General features: G+C 63.0%; 14 protein-coding genes and 2 riboswitches. Of the genes, 4 read left to right on the top strand and 10 right to left on the bottom strand.

Annotated elements, in window-relative coordinates:
* Window positions 1-185: 185 nt before the first annotated feature.
* Window positions 186-1,682 (top strand): AAA family ATPase, encoded by a 1,497-nt coding sequence (locus tag ACFPN2_RS04630; RefSeq protein ID WP_380595454.1) that lies wholly within the window; start codon window positions 186-188, stop codon window positions 1,680-1,682.
* 78 nt (window positions 1,683-1,760) lie between these two features.
* Here ACFPN2_RS04630 and ACFPN2_RS04625 read toward each other — a convergent pair whose 3' ends face one another.
* From ACFPN2_RS04625 to gcvT, 7 genes are all read right to left on the bottom strand, one after another.
* Complete coding sequence (locus tag ACFPN2_RS04625) at window positions 1,761-2,807, bottom strand: L-threonylcarbamoyladenylate synthase (RefSeq protein ID WP_380595453.1); 1,047 nt, start codon at window positions 2,805-2,807, stop codon at window positions 1,761-1,763.
* Between the two features lie 55 nt (window positions 2,808-2,862).
* Window positions 2,863-5,721 carry a trypsin-like peptidase domain-containing protein gene (locus ACFPN2_RS04620; RefSeq protein WP_380595452.1) on the bottom strand — a complete coding sequence of 953 codons (2,859 nt, stop codon included), beginning with the start codon at window positions 5,719-5,721 and terminating at the stop codon, window positions 2,863-2,865.
* A 67-nt stretch (window positions 5,722-5,788) separates the two neighbouring features.
* Complete coding sequence (locus ACFPN2_RS04615) at window positions 5,789-6,160, bottom strand: diacylglycerol kinase (protein WP_380595451.1); 372 nt, start codon at window positions 6,158-6,160, stop codon at window positions 5,789-5,791.
* On the bottom strand, window positions 6,157-7,617 hold the full coding sequence (gcvPB, locus tag ACFPN2_RS04610) for an aminomethyl-transferring glycine dehydrogenase subunit GcvPB (RefSeq protein ID WP_380595611.1): 1,461 nt from the start codon (window positions 7,615-7,617) through the stop codon (window positions 6,157-6,159). Before gcvPB ends, ACFPN2_RS04615 begins: the two co-directional genes overlap by 4 nt.
* 5 nt (window positions 7,618-7,622) lie before the next feature.
* Window positions 7,623-8,990: an aminomethyl-transferring glycine dehydrogenase subunit GcvPA gene (gcvPA, locus tag ACFPN2_RS04605; RefSeq protein WP_380595450.1), complete on the bottom strand. Its 1,368-nt coding sequence runs from the start codon at window positions 8,988-8,990 to the stop codon at window positions 7,623-7,625.
* 8 nt (window positions 8,991-8,998) lie between these two features.
* Window positions 8,999-9,394 carry a glycine cleavage system protein GcvH gene (gene gcvH, locus ACFPN2_RS04600; protein WP_129775013.1) on the bottom strand — a complete coding sequence of 132 codons (396 nt, stop codon included), beginning with the start codon at window positions 9,392-9,394 and terminating at the stop codon, window positions 8,999-9,001.
* Window positions 9,395-9,481: 87 nt separating this feature from the next.
* Window positions 9,482-10,564: a glycine cleavage system aminomethyltransferase GcvT gene (gcvT, locus tag ACFPN2_RS04595; RefSeq protein ID WP_380595449.1), complete on the bottom strand. Its 1,083-nt coding sequence runs from the start codon at window positions 10,562-10,564 to the stop codon at window positions 9,482-9,484.
* Window positions 10,565-10,629: 65 nt separating this feature from the next.
* Window positions 10,630-10,753: riboswitch (glycine riboswitch) on the bottom strand.
* A gap of 27 nt (window positions 10,754-10,780) precedes the next feature.
* A riboswitch (glycine riboswitch) is annotated at window positions 10,781-10,868 on the bottom strand.
* Window positions 10,869-10,911: 43 nt separating this feature from the next.
* Between gcvT and ispG the strand changes: the two genes are divergently transcribed.
* The 3 genes from ispG to ACFPN2_RS04580 are packed head-to-tail and all read left to right on the top strand — an operon-like array spanning window position 10,912 to window position 12,915.
* Window positions 10,912-12,144, top strand: coding sequence for a flavodoxin-dependent (E)-4-hydroxy-3-methylbut-2-enyl-diphosphate synthase (gene ispG / locus ACFPN2_RS04590; protein WP_380595610.1), 1,233 nt, complete (start codon window positions 10,912-10,914; stop codon window positions 12,142-12,144).
* Window positions 12,141-12,479: a 4a-hydroxytetrahydrobiopterin dehydratase gene (locus ACFPN2_RS04585; RefSeq protein ID WP_380595448.1), complete on the top strand. Its 339-nt coding sequence runs from the start codon at window positions 12,141-12,143 to the stop codon at window positions 12,477-12,479. The genes ispG and ACFPN2_RS04585 overlap by 4 nt, the downstream gene beginning before the upstream one ends.
* Window positions 12,480-12,492: 13 nt before the next feature.
* Window positions 12,493-12,915 carry a hypothetical protein gene (locus ACFPN2_RS04580; protein ID WP_380595447.1) on the top strand — a complete coding sequence of 141 codons (423 nt, stop codon included), beginning with the start codon at window positions 12,493-12,495 and terminating at the stop codon, window positions 12,913-12,915.
* Here ACFPN2_RS04580 and ACFPN2_RS04575 read toward each other — a convergent pair whose 3' ends face one another.
* The 3 genes from ACFPN2_RS04575 to ACFPN2_RS04565 are packed head-to-tail and all read right to left on the bottom strand — an operon-like array spanning window position 12,916 to window position 17,068.
* Window positions 12,916-13,902: an alpha-L-glutamate ligase-like protein gene (locus tag ACFPN2_RS04575; RefSeq protein WP_380595446.1), complete on the bottom strand. Its 987-nt coding sequence runs from the start codon at window positions 13,900-13,902 to the stop codon at window positions 12,916-12,918.
* Complete coding sequence (locus tag ACFPN2_RS04570) at window positions 13,902-15,434, bottom strand: inactive transglutaminase family protein (protein ID WP_380595445.1); 1,533 nt, start codon at window positions 15,432-15,434, stop codon at window positions 13,902-13,904. The genes ACFPN2_RS04575 and ACFPN2_RS04570 overlap by 1 nt, the downstream gene beginning before the upstream one ends.
* Entirely contained in the window at window positions 15,431-17,068 is a 1,638-nt protein-coding gene (locus ACFPN2_RS04565; protein WP_380595444.1) for an acyl-CoA dehydrogenase family protein, read from the bottom strand. The genes ACFPN2_RS04570 and ACFPN2_RS04565 overlap by 4 nt, the downstream gene beginning before the upstream one ends.
* Between the last annotated feature and the right edge of the window lie 16 nt (window positions 17,069-17,084).

Genomic DNA, 17,084 nt, shown 5'->3' with positions numbered 1-17,084 from the left:
CTTACGCGTGGTGCTCTCTTACACAGGGCGACGCGAAATTTATCAAAAATGTCCGGCGATGCAAGAAGCGCGTCACAGTTTTTATCCCCGCGGGCGAAAAAAACTCCGGACGCGCGAACTACAGCACGCAATCAACCACACTCTCGCGCTCTCTTACGTACGAAAGTCCGAGTTAGATTCACCACATGACCGCCACGACAGACACGCGCAGAGAGTTGGACGCGCTGCTGAAGAGCCGCGTGCCGCTGATCGTCATCGAAACGCGCGACGAGCCACGCGCGCTCGCTCTGCTCTCCTCGCTGACGCCGAACCTCGCTACCACCGGACACACGCCGGTATTCCAGTGGACTGTCACGGAAGGTTTGCGCCGGCTCGACATTAGTTTGGGCGGCGCGCAGCAACACAATGCCGAGCCGGACGCGGTGCTGAAATCCATGCGCTCCACGCCGACCGCGGGCGTGTACATCCTGCTCGACTTTCATCCGTTCCTGGCCGATCCGGTGAACGTGCGACTGCTGAAGGACATCTGTCAGGACTACGACCGCGTCGCTCGCACCGTCGTGCTGATCAGTCATGAGATTCAGCTGCCGCGCGAGCTGGATCACTTGTGCGCTCGGCTGACGCTGGCATTTCCCGATCGAAACGAGCGTCTCGGCATCGTCGAGCGGGTCGCTTCGGAGTGGTCGAGAACTTACGGTCAACGTGTAAAGACAGATCGCAAGTCTCTGGAACTGCTCGTGGAAAATCTCGGCGGACTTTCCACCGGCGACACCGAGCGACTGGCGCGCAAAGTGATCTTCGACGACGGCGCGCTGCTGCCGACGGATCTGCCGGCGGTGATGCAGGCGAAATATGAATTGTTAAACCGTGGCGGCGTACTCGCGTTCGAGTACGACACCGCGCAGTTCGCCGATCTCGGCGGCATGTCGCGGCTGAAGGAGTGGCTGCGATTGCGGAAACCGGCGTTCGACGGCAGCGCGCCTCAGCTCGAGGCCCCGAAAGGTGTGCTGCTGCTCGGCGTGCAGGGCTGCGGTAAGAGTGTCGCGGCGAAAGCGGCGGCCGGCATTTTCGGCGTGCCCCTGCTCCGGCTGGATTTCGGCGCCATCGTGAACAAATACATCGGCGAGTCGGAGCGCAACCTGCGCGAGTCGCTGACAACCGCGGAGACGATGTCTCCGTGCGTGCTGTGGATCGACGAGATCGAGAAAGGCGTCTCCCTCGGCGACGGCGACAACGGCACCTCCCGGCGTCTGCTCGGCACGTTTCTCACCTGGCTGGCGGAGAAGAAGACGCGCGTGTTCGTGGTGGCGACGGCGAACGATATTTCCGCGCTCCCGCCGGAGCTGGTACGCAAGGGACGCCTGGATGAAATTTTCTTCGTCGACCTGCCGAGCCCCGCGGTCCGCGAGGACATCCTGCGCATCCATTCGAAGAAGCGAAATCTGGCGCTGGTCGACAACCACGTGCGGCAACTGGCCACGGCGTGCGAAGGTTTCTCGGGCGCGGAAATCGAACAGGCAGTGGTGTCGGCGGTGTACGCCGCTCACTCGAGCGGCGCGCCTGCGACCGCTCAGCACATCCTTCAGGAGATCCGCGCGACCCGTCCCCTCTCGGTGACGATGGCGGAGAAGATTTCGGAGCTGCGGGAGTGGGCGGCGGAGCGAACGGTTCCGGCTGACTGAAGAGGGCCCTCAATCGCCGTACGGCTCAGAACTGCACTCGCATCTGTCCGAGCCGTACGGCGATTGAGGGCTTCTTATTCAGCCCGGCGGCCCGCCCTCTTCGCCGAAGTCGGCGACCCAGGCAGCGATGTCCTGGTCGTAGGTGACGATGTTCTCGGCGCTGGCCGAGCGACGCAGCCGGTCGCGCACGGCGTCCCACTTCTCACCTTCCGGGACTTCCTCGACCAGAATGATCTTCGCTGACGCCTTATCGAGCGTGCGCAGATTCGCGTACAGGTTGCGCGCGTAAATATCCGGCCGGATACCGGCGTTGATCCACGTCATGAACGGATTGGCCGTGCCCGGCGGCCGCTGCGCCAGCACCGCGACTTTCTCGTGATTCGCCGTGAACTCGTTCATCACCGTCTCGAGCCGACGGCTCGGCACGACGTTGACCGGTGTTGCCGGCGAGTAATGCCGTGACGTCGAGCCCGGCACGCGCGGCGTGCTCGGATTCGGACCGACCTGGATGGTCGGCACCACCGCCTGGAGCTGCGACAGACTGATACTTCCCGGGCGCAACACCCGCGGACCGTCAGCGAGACAGCTGACGATGGTGGATTCGAGACCGACCTTGCAGTCGCCGCCATCGAGCACGAACTTCAGCTCGTCGCCGAACTCTTCGCGCACGTGCTCGGCCCGCGTCGGACTGACATGGCCATATTTGTTCGCTGACGGTGCAGCGATGCCGCCGCCGAACGCGTTGAGCAGCTGCTGCGCGACCGGGTGATTCGGCACGCGAATCGCGACCGTGTCCTGCCCGCCAGTAATCACGTCGTTGACCGCCGGGGCGCGCTTCGCCACCAGCGTCAGCGGGCCCGGCCAGAATGCATCGGCGAGCTTCTTCGCCTCCGGCGTCATGTCGCGCACCCAGCGCTGCAAATAACGCGGGTGATCGATGTGCACGATCACCGGATGCGTCGAGGGCCGACCTTTGACGCGGAAAATCTTACGCACCGCGTCCGGATTGTTGGCGTTCGCGCCCAGGCCGTACACCGTCTCGGTAGGAAATGCCACGAGCTCGCCGGCGCGCAGCGCTTCGACGGCCTCCTGGATTTCCTGTTGTAGAACTCGTCCTATAGCCATGGGCGCAATGATAGCAAGAGGGCTCCGGCCCGTTGGTCGCGCGCGACGAACGGTCTTATTCGAGTGCCGTCCGGGTCCAGCCTTGCGCCGTTCGGCGCAGCTCGTAGGTCGGCCAGAAACGCTTGTCGAGCTTCAGTGTCATGACTTCAACCGACCCGTTCCAGGTCACAGTCCGCAGTCTGAGCGAGCTGCGGTCCTCGCGGCCGCTGACGGCCTGGATGAACTGATCCAGATCGGCGACAGGTTTGCCGTCCACCTCGACGATGCGCCGGCCCGCCCACAGCTGATAACGCGTCGCTGGCGAGCCGTACGAGAAGTACGCGACAAACACGCCGTCTGGATCGATACCACGCTGGGCCGCCAGCGCACGGTGCGGCTTCTGCAACACCGCGCCGGCCCACACGACGATGCGATCGAGATCGCGGCCGCCGAGCTCTACCGTCGGCACCTCGATGACCTGCACGCCTTTGTCACGCCAGACGGTCACTCGCACCGACGGCTTCTGCACGCTTCGCTCCACCTCACGGAAGCGATTCACGATGGTGCCGTCGACATCCAGAATCAGATCGCCCGAACGCAGCAGCCCGTCCGCAGGCGAGCCGCCGACCGTGCGCACCACGCTGAGTACCTGACGGCGCTCGGGGCTGTGTTGTTCCAAACGGCGGATCCAGTCATCCGGCAAATCCTGCTTGCGCGCAACCGCCAGCGGCACCGGCTGCAACTCAGCTTCGAGCGAATGCAGCGCGCGGCCTTCGCGCAGTAACGGCAACATCTCCTGCACCAGTTCGGCCGAGATGCCGCGGTTCTCCTGCGCAATCTCACGACCGGCTTCATAAGCGAAGCTGGCCCACGTTGCGATCACCGCGCCGCTCTTGTCGACCAATACACCGTCGTAGTCGGCCGGTCCATTAACCAGGGATATAGTTTCCAGATTCGACTCGCGGAACTGCAGTGTACGCGACAGGGGGAATCCCACAGGGTCCACCGACGCGACCGTTGCCGAGCGCGACTGCACCTTGCCATCGGCGCGCATGCCGACCGCCCACACTTCCTGACCCGGCTGCACATCGACCGATTTCAACGTAGCGGCCTTGGCGGGCGTCGCCCCGATCAGCTTCGGGTCATACGAAATCGCGGCGATATTGTGCAACGGATGAATGTATTCGACGCGACCCGGCACTTCGATCGAGCCCGCGAACGTGATCCGCACATCGCCCAACGGCGACGGCACCGTGTTGCGATCCACGATCACGAGGCCGCGCTCGGCATCGACGATCAGGCCCGTGCCGTAATAGCTGCGCTCAGTGATGCCCGACACCGAATACGGCATGTCGAAATTCACCAGCACCAGCGACGGCGCGAGCTTGTTGACCAACGGATCGGCCGTCTTGGCAAACGTCGTGGTCGCCGGGTCCGGCGCCTTCGCGACACCGTCCTGACCCCAAGGCGTGCACGGCCAAGTGCCTTGCTTGTCATCACGCTTGCAGACGCGCGCCGGGAACCAGCGGCGATCCATACGAATGCTCCGCCACTGCGCGGTTTTCGGGTCGTCGATGGTGAAGAAACGCAGCGTCACACGCTCGCCGTCGCCCAGCTTCGCCAGCACCTCTTCGAGATCGCCCAGACCGCCAATCTCCGTGCCGCTCGCCTCGCTGATGACAGCACCGCGAGGCACGCCTGCGGCGCCGAGCGAGTAGCCGGGATTTGCGACATACACGCCTTTGATCGGCACATTGATGTGACGTGCCTGCTGCCAGGACAGGTTGTGAACGACGGCGTCCCCGAACTCCAGGAACTCATCCGGCATCACTTCATACATGTCCTGGATGGGCAGCTCGCGCTCGAACGCCTGACCGCCGCGCTCGATCGACAGCTTCACCGTCTTGCCGACGCCATCGTCCAGCGTGCTCGCGAGCAGTGAGAAGTCCGCGGTGAGCTGGCCATTGATACGAACCAACACGTCGCCAGGCTCGAGCACGTTCTCGGCTCGCGAGCCCTTCTGCACTTCCGACACCACCAGCATGCCGACGGTGTTCGGAAACTTCTTGCGCACTTCGATCTCGGATTCATTGCGCAGGCCGAGGCGACGCACTTCGTCGAACGGCGTGTAGACGAACACGGTCTGCAGCGTGCCGCGAGCCACCGGCTTGTTCTTCTGAACCGCTTCCAGGGCACGCGTCACGCGATCCAGCGGCAGATAGAAACTGGACGCCGCCGCCGAGCTGCCACCGGCGTTGAGCGCCAGCACGCGACCGTCGATATCGATCACCGGCGAGCCGGACGAGCCGCCCGAGGTGCTCGACGCCGCCTGGTAATAAAACGTGTTGAAGTCGTTGTACTTGCCGAGGCCGTAGTTGGGCGCCTCGCGATCCAGGCGCGCCAGCGTGCCGGCCAGGATCGACAGTTGTTCGCCGGCATCGTTGCCGATGACCCGGATCTCACGTCCCACCTGCGCGCCCTGCGGGAACAGCTTCAATTCGGTGGGCTTGATGAAACGCAGCTTCGACGGGTCGTAACGATAGAAGCCGAAGTCGTGCACCGGGTCGCGGTACACCGGATACAACGTCACTTCCTCGCGGTTCAGAAACACCGCCGTGGCGGTCACCGGGCCGGGCGTCACGACGTGACGATTGGTGAGAATCAGGCCGCGCTGGGCATCGACGACGAAACCGGTCGCCTGACTCGACATATTCCATTCGGTGTCGAAGGCGCGGGCCAGATCGACCTGGATGGTGACCACGCCGCTGGCGACGCGTTCCAGCGTGCGGGTCCAGCGTGAATCCTCGACATCGGGGACCGGCACCGCCGCGGGCGGCACCGGCGAGCCGGCACCGGGCACCGAGCCGGGCGCCTGGGAATGCGAAGGCAGAGAAGCGAGCAGCAGCAGTCCGGCAACGGCGAGAGTTCTATGCATGAGTGAACCGCGTTCGAGGCTGTTTAAGGAGCCGCGACCGAAGGGTTCACGCTGTTGCCCGGGCCGTTCAGCCCAGCAGCAGGAACCCCCAGATCACGATCAGGACGCCGAAGGATAACAGCACGGCGGTCGAGCCGACGTCCTTGGCCAGCCCGGACAGTTCGTGGCGTTCCAGGCCGATGCGATCGACCACGGTCTCGATACCGGTATTGAGCAGCTCCACGATCAACACGAACAGCACCGAGCTGACCAATAGAGCCTTTTCCACCCCGGTTTTACCGAGGTAGACCCCCAGCGGCAGCAGAACCACCGCCAGGGCCACTTCCTGTCTGAATGCCGCCTCGAAGCGGAACGCGCCCCGAAAACCCTTCCATGAATTGACGAATGCGAGCAGTAGCCGGCGCATGCCGGCCAGCTTGGGGCGCTGCGTTGTTGTCATTCAGTACTTCTCATTCCGTACGTCAGGTCGAGTTGTTTGGCGGCGCGCACATCGTCCAGGCGCCGGACCGGCAAAGTATACGGTGCGCCCTTGACCTTGGCCGCATCCTGCTCGGCCTCGGCCTGAATCGCGATCAATGCGTCCACGAAACCATCCAGCTCCTCCTTGGCCTCGGTCTCGGTGGGCTCGATCAACAGGCACTCGGGCACCAGCAATGGGAAGTACGTGGTCGGCGCATGGTAGCCGTAGTCGAGCAGACGCTTGGCGAAATCCATGGCGTTCACGCCCAGCTCCTTGGCCTGGCGCTTCATCGTAATGATGAATTCGTGGCTGGCGCGACGCTCCGGATACGCCGCATCGAAGCCCGCCTTCTTCAAGCGAGCCAGCAGATAATTGGCGTTGAGCGCCGAGAACTCCGCGACCCGATGCATGCCTTCGCGACCGAGCATGCGCATATAAACATACGCACGCAGCAGCACGCCGGCATTGCCCATGAACGCGGACAGACGGCCGATGGTCTGCGGCACATCCTTCTCATCCAGCCAGCGATAGTTGTCGCCGTCCTTACCCACGGTAGGAATCGGGAGGAACGGTAACAAACGCTGACCTACGCCGACCGCACCGGAACCCGGGCCGCCGCCGCCGTGCGGCGTCGAGAAGGTCTTGTGCAGGTTCATGTGGATCACGTCGAAGCCCATGTCGCCCGGGCGCACCTTGCCGAGAATGGCGTTGAGGTTGGCGCCATCGTAATAAAGCAGACCGCCGGCCTCATGCACGAGCTTGGCGACTTCTTGAATACGACGCTCGAACACGCCCAGGGTCGACGGATTGGTCAGCATGATGCCGGCCGTCTTCGGGCCCAGCGCGCCCTTGAGCGCATCGATATCGATATCGCCATTCGGCAGCGACGGAATCTCGACCACCGTGCAACCACACATGGTCGCAGTCGCCGGATTGGTACCGTGCGCGGCATCGGGGACGATGATCTCCGTGCGCTCCAGATCGTTGCGAGCTTTGTGATAGGCGCGAATCATCGCCACGCCGGCAAACTCTCCTTGCGCGCCTGCCATCGGCGTCAGCGACACACCCTTCATGCCGGTGACTTCCTTGAGCATTTCCTGCAGCTCGAACAGGCACGCCAGGAAGCCCTGGCTGACCGAGTTCGGCGCCAGCGGATGACGACCCAAAAACTCCGGCAGCATCGCGAACGCGTTACACGCGCGCGGGTTGTACTTCATCGTGCACGACCCGAGCGGGTAGAAATGCGTGTCGATGGAGAAGTTCAACTGCGACAGGCGAGTGAAGTGACGCACGGCTTGCAGCTCGGACACTTCCGGCAACGCGGCGCGCTTGCGACGACGAAACTTCTCCGGCACCTCGGCGGAAACCGCTTGCGGATATTGGCCAACGGCGCTGCGCCCGGAGCGCGAATGTTTGAAGATCAAAGGTTCAGAAATATGGCTCACGGCTTGCGCTCCAGAACGTCGGCCAGGGCAGCGGCGTAGGTATCCAAATCCGCATCGGTGCGCGTTTCCGTCGCACACACCAGCAGCGCGTTGCCCAGTTCGGGATAAAGATTCGACAAATCCAATCCACCGACGATATTGCGTTTAGCCAAGGCGTCGAGCACATCGCTCACCTTGACCGACAGCTGTAACACAGCTTCATGAAAACGGTAACCGTCGAACGCGAGTTTCACGCCGGGGATGCGCGTGAGTTTCTCGATCAGCTTGCTCGTCTGCCGTTGCGAAGTCGCCGCCACCGATTCCAGACCGGCCGCGCCGAGCAGCGACATATGAATCGTCGCCGCCGTCACCAGCAGGCCCTGGTTGGTGCAGATGTTCGAAGTCGCCTTGCTACGACGGATGTGCTGTTCGCGCGCCTGCAGAGTCAGCGTGAAACCCTGCTTGCCATCGAGGTCGACGGTGCGACCGATGATACGTCCCGGCATCTGACGCACATGTTCCATACGCGTGGTCATGAAGCCGAAGTACGGGCCGCCCGAAGACAGCGGCACGCCGAACGGCTGACCGTCGCCGACGACGATATCGACGCCCTTCGTGCCCCACTCGCCCGGCGGCTTGAACAACGCCAGCGACAGCGGATTCACGACCGCAATGACCAGCGCATTGTTGGCATGCGCCCAGTCGGTGATCGCATCCACGTCTTCCATCTGGCCGAAGAAATTCGGCTGCTGGATGACGACGGCGGTGAGATCTTCGCCCTTGAGCGCCTCGAGCTTCGAGAACTGCAGTGTGCCCTTGCCGGACTCATACGGCAGCACCGTGAAGCTGAGATTCTGACCTTCGACGACGGCGCGCGAGACCGACAGATACGTCGGGTTCAACGTCGACGGCACGACGATGCGGGCCGACTTCGATTTGCGATGGGCGCGCACCGCCATCAAGCACGCTTCGGCGAGCGCCGATGCGCCGTCGTACAGCGACGCATTCGAGACTTCCATGCCCGTCAGGCTGCTCATCATGGACTGGTATTCGTACAACAGCTGCAGCGTGCCCTGGCTCGCTTCGGCTTGGTACGGCGTGTACGCGCTGTAGAACTCACCGCGCGTGACGATCGCCCAGACAGCAGCGGGAATGTGATGCTCGTAAGCGCCGGCGCCCAGGAAGTTCAGCGGCCGACCGTCCTGGCTGGCTCGTGCCTGCATGAGGCGCCCGACATCCATCTCGCTCAGTGCATCGGGAATCGCGGCGAGCGATTTGATCCGCAGCGCCGCCGGAATTTCGTCGAACAGCGCATCGATGCTGGGCGCGCCGATGGCGGCCAGCATTTCGCCGATCTCGGTTTCGGTATGAGGAATGAACGGCATGGCGGCACTCAGTGGGCAGCGTCAGCGACGACCTTCTCGTAGGCCTTGGCGTCGAGCAGCTGTTGCAGCTCGCCGTTGTTGCTCGGCTTGATCTTGAACAACCAGCCGGCGCCGTACGGATCGCTGTTGACCAGCTCGGGCGAGCCGCTCAGCGCGTCGTTCGCGGCGATCACTTCACCCGACAGCGGGCTATAAACATCGGAGGCGGCCTTGACCGACTCGACCACGGCGGCGGCGCCGCCTTTGCTCAGCGACTTGCCCACTTCCGGCACTTCGACGAACACCAGATCGCCCAGCGCGCCCTGCGCATGGTCGGAGATACCGATGGTGACCGTGCCGTCGCTTTCGACGCGCGCCCATTCGTGGGAGTCCAGATACTTCAAATCGGCTGGAATGTTCGACATGACGATGTCCTCAATAACGAAGCGAAGATGAAATCAGAAAAACTCGAATATTCGAAATCTGGCATACGGCACGGAGGCCGCGGCGCGTTACGAGACGAGCGGCTTGCCGTTGCGCACGAACGGATATTTCACGACGCGTGCGGAGAGCAGCTTGCCGCGGATATCGACCTCGACGCGATCGCCCGTCGCCGCCGGCACCCGCGCGAAGCCGATGGATTTCTCCATGGTCGGCGAGAAAGTGCCGCTGGTGAGCTCGCCGTCGCCGGCCGGAGTCACGACGCGCTGATGACCGCGCAGTACGCCGCGATCGTCGAGAATCAAACCGACGAGCTTGCGCTTCACGCCCGCCGCACGCTGCGCATCGAGCGCGGCGCGGCCGACGAAATCGCGCTCCGGCGGATCGAATGCGACGGTCCAGGTCAGACCGGATTCGAGCGGTGACTGTTTCTCATCCATGTCGTTGCCGTACAGGTTCATGCCCGCTTCGAGACGCAGCGTGTCGCGCGCACCGAGACCGCACTCCGCGACGCCGGCCGCCTTCAGATCGCTCCAAAACTTGGGCGCTTCGCCGACCGGCAACATCACTTCCCAGCCGTCTTCGCCGGTGTAACCGGTGCGGGCGATGAAGTATTGACCGAGCTCGCGGCCCACAAAGGTCTTCAATTGCAGCGCTTCGTCAGCATGCTTGCCGATCAGCGTCGCGGCCTTCGTGCGGGCGTTTGGGCCTTGCACGGCGATCATCGCCAGATCGGTGCGCGGCTTGATGTCGACGCCGAACTTGTCGGAGAAGCGCTTCAGCCACGCGATATCCTTGTCACGCGTGCCGGCGTTCACGACCACACGGAACCAGGACTCGTTGATGAAATAGACAATGAGGTCGTCGACCACGCCGCCCTGCTCGTTGAGCATGCAGCTGTACAGCGCTTTGCCTGAATCCTTCAGCTTGGCGACATCGTTGGCGAGCAGATAGCGCAGGTAGTCGCGCACGCGAGCGCCGGTGACATCGGCGATAAGCATGTGGGACACATCGAACATGCCGGCGTCGCGACGGACCGCGTGATGTTCTTCGATCTGGGAGCCGTAATTGACCGGCATGTCCCAGCCGCCGAAATCGACCATGCGGGCGCCGGCGGCGACGTGTGTGTCGTACAGGGGAGTCTTGAAGCCCATCGAATGCTCCGGATTGGCCGAGAGTTGAATCAGGTAAAAAGGTCCGCGCCGAACGGATGACCGTTCAACGCCCCTCTGTCCTGTGACCTGAGAGATCCGGCCCTCACTGGCAGTAAGGCACCTCTCCCCTTCGGTGAACTGCCCCTCCGAATCAGTCAGAGTTCGCAGTTACTCTCCAGAGCCCGCCGTGTGGTGGGCGGAATTCCGCCCGGTCCACAGTGCACGCCGTTCATTTGCCTGAGCGTTTCCGGGCGGTTGCGCCTTCGGCGGCGGGGTCGTTCCCGCTCTCTCCGGCCGTGCCTTGCGATGGGTGCGCGTATGGTAGCCGAAGCCGGCATACAATACGCATCTCTATGCGCCCAACCCGACGTCAATCCATCCCCGTTCGTATCGGCTCTGTCACTGTGGGCGGTCCCGCCCCGGTCGTCGTGCAATCGATGACCAACACCGACACCGCCGATATCGAGTCCACCACCCAGCAGATCAAAGCCTTGGCTCGCGCCGGCTCCGAACTGGTGCGCGTTACTGTTAACACCGACGAAGCCGCCGCCGCCGTCCCGCACGTCCGCGACCGGCTCGCACGGATGGGCATTCACGTGCCCATCGTCGGCGACTTCCATTTCAACGGTCACAAGCTGCTCAAGGCGCACCCGGCCTGCGCCGAGGCGCTGGCGAAATACCGTATCAACCCTGGCAATGTCGGCCGCGGCAGCAAGCGCGACCCGCAGTTCGCCGAAATGATCGAAGTCGCGATCCGCAACGACAAGCCGGTGCGCATCGGCGTGAACTGGGGCAGCCTGGATCAGGATCTGCTGACCCGTCTGATGGACGAAAACTCCAAATCCGCCGATCCGATGGACGCCCGCGATGTCACGCGCGAGGCGCTGGTCGTCTCGGCGCTGGAATCGGCCAAGCGCGCCGAAGAGCTGGGCCTCGGCTCCGATCACATCGTGATTTCGTGCAAGGTCAGCGGCGTGCAGGATCTGATCTCTGTGTATCGTAATTTGGCGAAACGCTGCGATTACGCGCTCCACCTCGGCCTTACCGAAGCCGGCATGGGCTCGAAAGGCATCGTCGCTTCCACCGCGGGTATGGCGGTCCTGCTTCAAGAGGGCATCGGCGACACCATTCGCGTCTCGCTCACACCCGAGCCCAATGGCGACCGCACCACCGAGGTCATCGTCGCGCAGGAGATTCTGCAAACCATGGGGCTGCGTTCGTTCATGCCCATGGTCGTCGCGTGCCCCGGCTGCGGCCGGACGACATCGACATATTTCCAGGAGCTCGCCCAGAAGATCCAATCTCACATTCGCCATCAGATGCCGGAATGGCGCAAGCAATTCGTCGGCGTCGAGGACATGACCGTCGCGGTCATGGGCTGCGTCGTCAACGGCCCGGGCGAGAGCAAGCACGCCAACATCGGCATCAGCCTGCCCGGCACGGGCGAGCGGCCGGTGGCCCCAGTCTATGTCGATGGCGAGAAAGGCCCCACGCTCAAGGGCGAGCACATCGCCGAAGAGTTTCAGTCGCTGGTCGAGGAGTACATCGCCAAGACCTATGCGCGGCGGGAGACGGCATGACGTCACTCACTGAACAACGCTGCAAGCCCTGTGAAGGCGGCATCGCACCGCTGTCGCTGAGCGAGGCGCAGTCGTTGATGAAGCAGCTGAGCGACGTTTGGAAACTCGCCGCCGACGGGCGCAGCATCCGCGCCGAATGGAAGTTTCGTAACTTTTATCATGCGATGAGCTTCGTGAACGCGGTGGCGCATATCGCCAACGCCGAAGATCATCACCCCGACCTGGAAGTCGGCTACGGCTATTGTCGAATGACCTATAACACTCACGCCATTGGCGGGCTGTCGCAGAACGATTTCATCTGCGCCGCCAAGGTGGACGCTCTACCACGCACTTAGCTGGAGACCCGACATGCGCCGCGTTACGTTAGCTCGACTCGTCGCAAGTATCGCTGCCCTCCTCTACCTCGCCCCCGCATTGGCGATTTCGGTAACCAAGCTGACCTACGACGCGCCGAAAGATCAACTCGTGATGACCATCGCGTATCGCGGCACCAACCCGGATCATCAGTTCCGCGTGCAATGGGACAAGTGCACCAGGCTCGACGATGAGCGCATGCAAATCCTCGGCTTGCTGATCGACGACCAACCCAACGACCACGCCCGCCAGGACTTCACCAAGCCCATGCGCATCGACCTGCGCGACTTCACCTGCCGACCGTCCAAGGTAACTATCCGAACCTCCGCCGGCTTCTTCACCTCGATCGATATCCCCGCACCGAAAACCAAGTGGAGCCCACCTCAGCCCGGCTCGGATCCGCGCAACGCGCCGTAACTACGCAACGCTGGCGACAGCCTCAGTAGAAAGCACAGGCCCGACCGGGTGGCAAAACTCGCGTTGAGCGAAAGCGATGCGCTCGGGGGCGGGGGCGGAGAAGTTGGCGCGCTCGTCGCAGATTTTCAGGCGGCGTAACAAGCCCTGCCGGTTGGCGATCTGAATCGCCAGCCCCGGGCGGGCATTGAGCTCGAGCACCAGAGGACCGAGGTCGCGATCGAGCACGACGTCGACGCCGATATATCCCATGCCGGTCAGCTCATAACATCGCGCCGAAATATCCAGGATCACATCCCAGTCCGGAATCTTCAGCCCCGAAATCGCGTGCGTCGTATCCGGATGATGCGTGACCACCTGCGTTCCGACGACGCCATCCAAAGTCACACCGGTGGCGAGATCGATGCCCGCGCCGACCGCACCCTGATGCAAATTCGCTTTGCCATGCGACTGACGCGTCGGCAGACGCACCATCGACATGATCGGGAAGCCGCGATACACGATCACCCGAATGTCCGGCACACCTTGATAGCTGATGCGCTCGAACAGCGGCGAGAAACGGACCATATATTCGACGATCACCACATCCTGCACGCCGCCCAGACTGAACTGTCCGTTGATGGCATTCGAAAGGTGATGCGACAGGAAGTCGTCGTCGAGCAACGTGCCGCTGATGGTTCGATACCGTTGCGAGCTGCGCCCCGAGATCACGACGATGCCGTCGCCCGCGCTGCCATGCGCCGGCTTCAACGCGAACTCCGGATGATCCTTCACAATCTCCGGCAGCCGCCGGATGTCGTGCTGAGTCTCAATGACTCCATACAACTGCGGAACCGCAATCCCCGCCGCCAACGCCAGCCGCTTGGTTTTCAGCTTGTCATCGACCAGCGGATACAGCCGCCGCGGATTGAAACGCAGGATGTAATCGCCGTTGCGCTTGTTGAGCCCAAGCACCCCTTCGTCGGCCAACCCGCGGTAGCGGCCAAACATTACGGGCCACTCCGCGACGGCGACAGCGCTTTGAAGCGTCGCAATTCCAGCAATCGATAGCCGGTGTAACGACCCGCCAGCAGCGACACCGCGATCACCAGCAACAGCAGCTCAGGGAACACGAAGATCAAGTGTTCCAGCCACGCGATGCCCATGACGACATACGCGACCGCCGCCACCAGCAAGCTGCCGATGCCTTCCTGAATGGCCTCGGACGCGCCACGCTCCTCCCAAACAATGGACATGCGCTCGATAGTCATCGACAGAATGACCATGGGGAACAGCGCAATCGACAGGCCCGGCTGCAGCTCCAACTTCTGACTGAGCACGCTGATGCCCGCCATCAACAACACGACGACCGTGAGCACGGTGGTCAAACGCGGTACCAGCAACAACCGCAGCTTCTCCAGATAAAACCGGATCAACAGCCCCAGCGAGACGATGATCGCGAACAACACGATGCCCCACAGCAACCGCGTCTCGCGAAACGCCAGCGCGACCAGCACCGGCATGAACGTACCGAACGTCTTCACGCCGATGAAGTTACGCAACAGCATGATCACCAGCGCGCCGATCGGGATCATCATCAGCACCGCGTACACCGCCTGCGTCGCGATGGGCAGCGAGAACAGCGAGAAGTCCATCGCGTGCGAGCCGGTCAATTCGGCCCGACGTTCCGCGACCACCATCGAGTCCAGCAGGTTCTGCTGAACCGCGAGCGTCACATCCAGATTGCTGCCGCCTTCGAGGCTGGCGATCGGCTCGTCGCCCCGCCACCAGATCAGAAAGTCCGGCGGCAAGCCCTGCTCCAGCGTCTTGGGATCGAAGTACAACCATTGCACGCCGTCGTGCACTTCCAGCAGCTGCTGGGATTGCACCGGGCCCGTCACGCTACGCAGTTGAATGCCGTGCGCGATACGAGCCGGGATCTGGGCGCCGGCCAGAAAGATCGTCGCGAGCTCAGCCGCATCGGCATTCGCGCTGCCGCGGCTCATGAACAGGCTGACATACGGATCGCGCTCGGCATGATTGATATGACGAAGCAGCTCGGTCGTGAAGCTCGCCACGTCCGCCGACTGACGCCGCACTTCGGCAATCAAACCTTCCATGGCGATGCGCGACGGCTCATCGAGCACCGGCGGCTCAGGAAATGGCGGTGTCGTGTCCTCGGCGATCCGGCTGGCATCGCGATACACCTGCGCCCGGTAATAGAGCGTTTGCGGACCGTTGGCCTGACGCAGCGTCCATTGCGATTCGCGGCCCGCCGGCGCGCTGCGGGTCGCATGACCGAAGCCGCGCGAAATGAAATTCTCATCCAGAATGGAAAAGCCCGGCGTCAGGTTCGGAATGCGCAAAGTCGCTTTGACGGCCGCCGGCCCCGGATCGAAGCGCACCGCCGCCTCGACGGTCCAGACGCGCGTCTGTTCCTGCGGCTGCAGCGGGAAGCCGAGCACTTGCGACTTGTACGCGAACAGCGCCAAGCCGATCAGCGCCAGCACCGCTGACAGCACATAGATGTGACGATTGTTCATTCGATCAGGCGGGCGGAATCTTCGCTCTTGATATCGACCAGCAAATCCACGGGAGCCGCAGCGAACCGACAGGCCGCGGCAACATCGCCATGCTCGACCAGCAACGCCAGCTCCAGCGCGCGACCCAGAGTCATCGCCACCCGGCGGGCGTGGGCCTGCAGGCGACGCGGGTCGTCATTGTGACTCAACCAGCTCGAGACGTGCTCGACAGCAGCCAGTGCCTGCCGACCCACCTTGGCCAGGCGCTCCTCTCCCTGAGCCGAGATAGCTTGCTGGACCCGCTGCCGCAATGCCGGCAAGCCGACGCTGAGCTCCCCACGCAGCACTGTATCCAATGCCAGCACATTCGTGGTTCCTTCCCAAATCGGCAGCACCTGCGCGTCACGTAACAGCAGCGGCAGACCGGTATCTTCTACATAACCGGCACCACCGAACGCTTCTATGCATTCGCTCACAACGTGGACGGCTTGTTTGGCGGTCAGCAGCTTGGCGATGGGCGTGATGACTCGAAGCAGCGCTTTCTGGACATCGTCGAGCTCGCCGGCTTCCTGCCGCCCCATCAGCTCGACCAGTTCGAAGGCCAGCAGGAACGCGCCACGCGTTTCCGCTTCCAGGCCGGCGAGCGTATCGACGTGCAAGGGCAGCTCGTCCAGCTTCGCACCGAACGCGCGTCGCTGACTGGCATAGGCACGCGCCAATGCCATCGCCCGGCGCATGAAGCTGACCGACGTCACGCTGTTCCAGGCGCGGGTCACGGTCAGCATGGGCTCGATGTTTCGAGTGCCATGCCGGGTGTCGCCGACCAGCACTGCCCGCGCACCGTCCAATGTGAGTTCAGCCGTCGGGACCTTTCGCGTCCCCAACTTATCTTTCAAACGCTCGACGCGAATGCCGTTCAAGCTGCCATCGTCGTTGTGAGTCTCGACGTAGAACATGGCCAGACCGCTGCCGCCAGGACCATTGCCTTCGGGGCGCGCCAGCGTGAGCGCCATTTGTGACGTAATGGCCGAGGTGAACCACTTCTTGCCATACAACCGCCATTGGCCCGACTCGTCGCGCACAGCGCGAGTCAACGACGCACCAACATCGGAGCCGCCGGTCGATTCGGTCATCCATTGACCGGACGTCCAGGCCTGCGCAGGATCGCGACTGGTCAACCGAGTGACGGCTCGATCGATGAGTGGCTGATTGCCGGAAACGGACAACGTACGGGCGGCACCGTCGGTCATGGCCAACGGGCAGGTATAAACATCGGACGACGGATGGAACAGATACACCGCCGCGAACTGATGGATTCGGGAAAAGCGCCCGTGACGACGCTCATAGGGAATCGCGATCAGCCCCTGGCTCGCCGCAATGTCAGCGGCCCGGCGCCACAGCGGCGAGACCTCGATACGATCGACGCGATTGCCCCAGGCATCCCACTGCGTGAGCGTCGGCTCGTTGAGTCGGTCCTGCAGCTGCAGTCGATACATCTCGCCGCCAGCCGACTCGCCCAGCTCCGCGAGCGACGGCTCGATCTCAGCCAACATTCCAGCCGGCAGGCGTCGCTGCAAATAGTCACGCAAAAAGGCGTCGTCGCCATACTGGTTGCCCAGCACCGGCGGGGATTGGATGAAGAGCGTGCTTTGCATCCCCCGGCCCACCCTA

It is taken from the genome of Steroidobacter flavus, from assembly GCF_042651805.1.
In the GTDB taxonomy this organism is placed as follows: domain Bacteria; phylum Pseudomonadota; class Gammaproteobacteria; order Steroidobacterales; family Steroidobacteraceae; genus Steroidobacter; species Steroidobacter flavus.
This window is presented reverse-complemented; position numbering and strand designations above follow the sequence as displayed.